At 39.9% G+C, this 4,800-nt stretch carries 2 protein-coding genes and 1 pseudogene; all 3 read left to right on the forward strand.

Annotated elements, in window-relative coordinates; all coding sequences use genetic code 11:
- Positions 1 to 1,845, forward strand: a 1,845-nt coding sequence (pheT, locus tag U0M88_RS03730) for a phenylalanine--tRNA ligase subunit beta (RefSeq protein ID WP_331868955.1), incomplete at its 5' end; no start/stop codon positions are given.
- Positions 1,846 to 1,919: 74 nt separating this feature from the next.
- A complete protein-coding gene (gene glpK / locus U0M88_RS03735; RefSeq protein WP_331868956.1) occupies positions 1,920 to 3,386 on the forward strand; it encodes a glycerol kinase GlpK in 1,467 nt (488 codons plus the stop codon).
- 172 nt (positions 3,387 to 3,558) lie between these two features.
- A pseudogene (locus U0M88_RS03740) lies at positions 3,559 to 4,761 on the forward strand (peptidoglycan bridge formation glycyltransferase FemA/FemB family protein).
- Positions 4,762 to 4,800 lie beyond the last annotated feature (39 nt).

The following is a 4,800-nucleotide window of genomic DNA, read 5'->3' on the forward strand; positions in this document are numbered from 1 at the left end:
ATCTTACATCGTGAAGTAAAATTACCGGCTTATCAAAAGGCTTCTGAATGTGGTGGATCGACAAAGCTTCAAGTTTCATCCAAAACAAAAAAATGTCCTTTATTTTTGGGAAAGGTCATTGGCAATATCACAATCAAAGAAAGTCCGTTATGGATGAAGGAGCTTTTACGCGCTTCCGGCATGCATTCTATCAACAACGTTGTCGATATTTCCAATATTGTCATGTTGGAAACAGGGCAACCAATGCATTTTTATGATAAAGATGCGATCAAAAATCAGGAAATTACAGTTGTTGACGGTGTGCAGGAAGATTATACGGCGTTGGATGGAGTTACTTATGCCTTACAGCCGGAAGATATTGTAATCACCAATGATGGAAAACCAATCGGCATTGCCGGAATCATGGGTGGTGATGATTCCAAGATCTTGGATACGACAACTGGTTTGATCATCGAATGTGCGATCTTCGATCACGTATCGATTCGAAATACGGCCCGTCGTTTGAATTTGGCTACAGAATCCAGCATTCGTTATCAAAAGGGCATTGAACCTCTGGCAGCTCAAAAAGCTGTAGATCGTGCCGTTCAGCTTTTGATCGAATATGCGGATGCCAAAGAAATTGAAGAAACTGTACAGTATGGGCAGACACCATACCAGCCAAAAACTTTATCCTGTCAATATATGGCCATCAACGATCGTTTGGGAACGGATTTTACCAAAGAAGAGATCTTAGAAGTATTCAAACGTCTGCAGTGGAATCCGATAGATCATCAGGATCACTTTACGGTTGATATTCCAAGCTACCGAACCGATGTTGAAGGAATGGCTGATTTAAGTGAAGAAGTGATTCGTCTGATTGGGTATGACAGACTGCCTAGTACGCTTCCGATGATGGAAATGACAGAAGGAAAGTTGAATCCTTCACAGCGTCTTCGTCGTGAACTACGCCAGTACTTTACGGCGCAAGGCTTACAGGATTGTGTGACTTATACGTTAATCTCCACTAAAAAGATGGAAAATGCGATCTTAAGTGCCGGAGAAGCGATTGAACTGGCCAGTCCCATGAGTGAGGAAAGACGATATATCCGCACCAGCATTTTACCAAGTCTTTTAGATGTTGTCAGCTATAACCAGGCTCGCCATATTCCAAATATCAATGTTTTTGAATTAAGCGATGTAGCAGCCAAAGAAGGTGTGCAGACACACGGAGCTTTTGTGTTGAGCGAAGAACTGCAGCAGACTAAGTGGACAGGTTATTCCTTACCGGCTGATTTCTATACCGCCAAAGGATTGATGGAAGCTATCCTGGAAAAGGTGGGAATCAATGAAAAACGCATTCACTTTGTGGCCAATGAATTCGATACTCAGCATTTCCATCCATATCGTTCTGCCTGTATTCGAATTGATCAGGAAACGATCGGTATCGTAGGACAGATTCATCCACAATATGCCAAGGAAACAGGTTGTAAGGATGTAATTCTTTGTGAATTTGACTATGGTAAGATTCTTGCCGGCAAGAAGGCAAAGATCAAGTATGTACCGATATCAAAATATCCAAGTGTACAGCGAGATCTAGCGTTTGTCATGGATCGCTCGATGCCGGTTTCACAGGTAGTTGATGTGATCAACAAGCATGGAAAGCTGGATAAAGAAATGATTGTAAAAAGCGTGGAAGTCTTCGATGTTTATCAGGGCGAACATGTAGCTGACAATGAAAAGAGCATTGCCTTACGCATCCTTTTCCAAAGCGATAAGAAAACATTGAATGAAGAAGAAATCAATACTTTGTTTAATGGCATCATTGATGCGATACAGAAGGAATGTAATGCGACATTACGAAATTAGTGCACGACGGTGCACTTTTCTTTTGCACTGTTAAGAAAGCGCTTTCTGTGCTATGATGGGTGCAGGTGAGTAACATGAAAAAATATATTATTTCAATCGATCAAGGCACGACCAGTACACGTGCTATTCTTTTTGATCAACAACAAAATATCGTGGTGGTTTCGCAGGAAGAGATTCATAATAACTTTCCTCAACCGGGATGGGTGGAACAAGATGCCAATGAAATTTGGCTTTCTACACTATCCTGCTTATCGAGTTTATTTTTAAAATCCGGCGCACAACCTGATGAAGTTGCTTCGATCGGTATTACCAATCAAAGAGAAACAACGGTAGTATGGAACAAGAAAACAGGTATGCCCATCCATAATGCGATCGTATGGCAATCCAGACAGACCGCTGGCATCGTTGAGCGCTATAAAAAAATGGGAGTAGAACCGCTGATCAAAGAAAAAACAGGTCTGGTTTTAGATCCTTATTTTAGTGCTACGAAGATTCGCTGGATCTTGGAAGAAAAGAACATTCAAAATACAGAAGATCTTTTGTTTGGAACTATCGATACCTGGCTTGTCTGGAAGATGACCAATGGCAAGGTACACGTGACCGATGTGACCAATGCTTCCCGGACACTATTGTTGAATATTCATACATTGGATTGGGATAAAGAATTGTTGGAATTGTTTAATATTCCTCAAAACATGCTTCCCAAAGTTGTCGATACTTCCGGTATCGTCGGTTCTATCGATCCGGTTCATTTTTTCAATACTTCCTGCCCGATCGGAGCCATGGTTGGTGATCAACAAAGCGCTTTGTTTGGACAATCTTGTTTTCACAAAGGTGAAGTCAAAAACACCTATGGAACCGGCGGTTTCCTATTGATGAATACCGGGGATACACCAATTCATTCACAGAAAGGATTGTTGTCAACGGTCGCATGGAAAATTCAGGATGAAGTCTGTTATGCACTGGAAGGAAGCATCTTTGTTTCCGGTTCTCTGATCCAGTGGTTAAGAGATGGATTGAAATTTTTTAAATCCGCCAAAGAAACAGAAGATATTGCGACCAGCGTGGATTCCTGTAATGGTGTTATGATCGTTCCGGCCTTTACCGGATTAGGGGCTCCGTATTGGAATGATGAGTGCCGAGGTGCCATTTTTGGCCTGACCCGAGGAACGGACATTCGACATTTAGTACGCGCTTCTCTGGAAAGCATGGCCTATCAAAGCAAAGACTTGATTTTGGTCATGGAAGAAGATCTGCATCAAAAGATCACCCATTTAAAAGTAGATGGAGGCGCCAGTGCCAATCGTTTCTTAAACCAATTCCAGAGTGATATTCTTGAAATACCGGTCTATAAAAGCGCCATGACGGAAACAACCGCTTTAGGTGCTGCCAGACTGGCGGGACTTGCCTGTGGTTTCTATAAAAGAGAAGATTTTAAAGATGGAAAACTGGAGAAATTCTTACCACAAAGAGATCATGAAAGCATAGAAAAGCTTTATGAAAAGTGGAAGAAGGCCATTCAGGCAACACAGATGTATTAAAGATCAGAGATTTTCCTGATCTTTCTTTTTATGATAATATATAGAAAAAACATAGGAAAACTAGTTATAAAACAGAAAGAAATCAGCGAAGATTGACTTTATACAATAGTTAAATGTATATATAAAGTATATTCTAAAGTTACTTAAATAAGAAAGAGACAGGAATTTGTTTATGAAAGACTATCAGTTCCATACAGAGGTTTCAAAAGAAGAATTTGATCGCTTTGTCCAAAATCATCGATTCTGTAACTTGCTGCAAAGCTATGATTGGGCCAAGGTAAAATCCAATTGAGAGGCATTACATACCGGCGTGTATCAAGATGAAAAGCTGCAGGCTGTCGGTTTAGTTTTGATTAAACAACTGCCACTTTCCTTTACCATGTTTTATATTCCCAAAGGTCCCATATTGGATTTTGAGAATGCAGACCTGGTACAGTTTTATTTTCAGGAACTTAAAAAAGTGGCCAGGAAAAGACACTGTATCTTGATTAAGTTTGATCCCGGCATTATGATCCGTGAATTTATATTATCTCAAAGAGATGTACCATTGTATGGCTATACAGAAACGATCTTAGAAAATATAAAGAGGATTCATGCGCAGCATAAGGGCTTTACTACGTATATAGAAGAAACCGAACAACCTCGTTTTCATATGGGATTGAAATCTTGTGATCTAGAGGAACACTTGCCGAAATCGACAAAGCGATCCATTAAAAAGGCAACCAAGAAAAATGTTGTAGTGGAAGAAGTTGGAATAAAAGGACTGCCTGAATTTTCACAGATTATGCATATGACCGAAGAAAGAAAAAATGTGCATTTGCGTACCGAAGATTATTTTCGCCTTTTGTTGCAGACGTATCCAACGGCCCATTTATATCTGGCCTATGTAGATCCTTTACAACGAAAAAATGAACTGTTACAAAAGAAAAAGGAATTAGAAGCCAGAATTGCACAAAAACCAAATAAGAAAGCCGAGCATGAATTACTTCAAAATCAGGAGGAATTAACCTCTATTCAAAAGGTTTGCGAGAAATATCCACATAAAACAGCCATTGCCGGAGGCATGATGATCGGCTATGGTAAGGAATATGAAATGCTGTATGCCGGAAGCAACGATGATTTTATGAATTTTAGATCGCAGTATCTTTTATATGCCAGACAGTTTCAAGATGCCTTCGAAAATCAGGCTGAGTTTGTCACAATGGGTGGTGTTGACGGTGATTTTCAAGATGGACTATCTGAATTTAAATCAAACTTTGCCCCATATATTCGTGAATATATAGGTGAATTTGATTTACCGGTACATCGTGTTTTATATGCTCTTGCCATAAAGGCCATGCCACTGGCCAAAAAGATGTTAAAGAAGAAAGCATAAAAAAAAGCCGATCATTCGCAATGTCATTAAGTTAAGAAA

It is taken from the genome of Faecalicoccus sp., from assembly GCF_036552745.1.
Taxonomy (GTDB): domain Bacteria; phylum Bacillota_I; class Bacilli_A; order Erysipelotrichales; family Erysipelotrichaceae; genus Faecalicoccus.

What these genes read in the sequence shown, in the direction of transcription:
- glpK (WP_331868956.1), top strand. Translation starts at nt 1,920, where the DNA reads ATGAAAAAATATATTATTTCAATCGATCAAGGCACGACCAGTACACGT.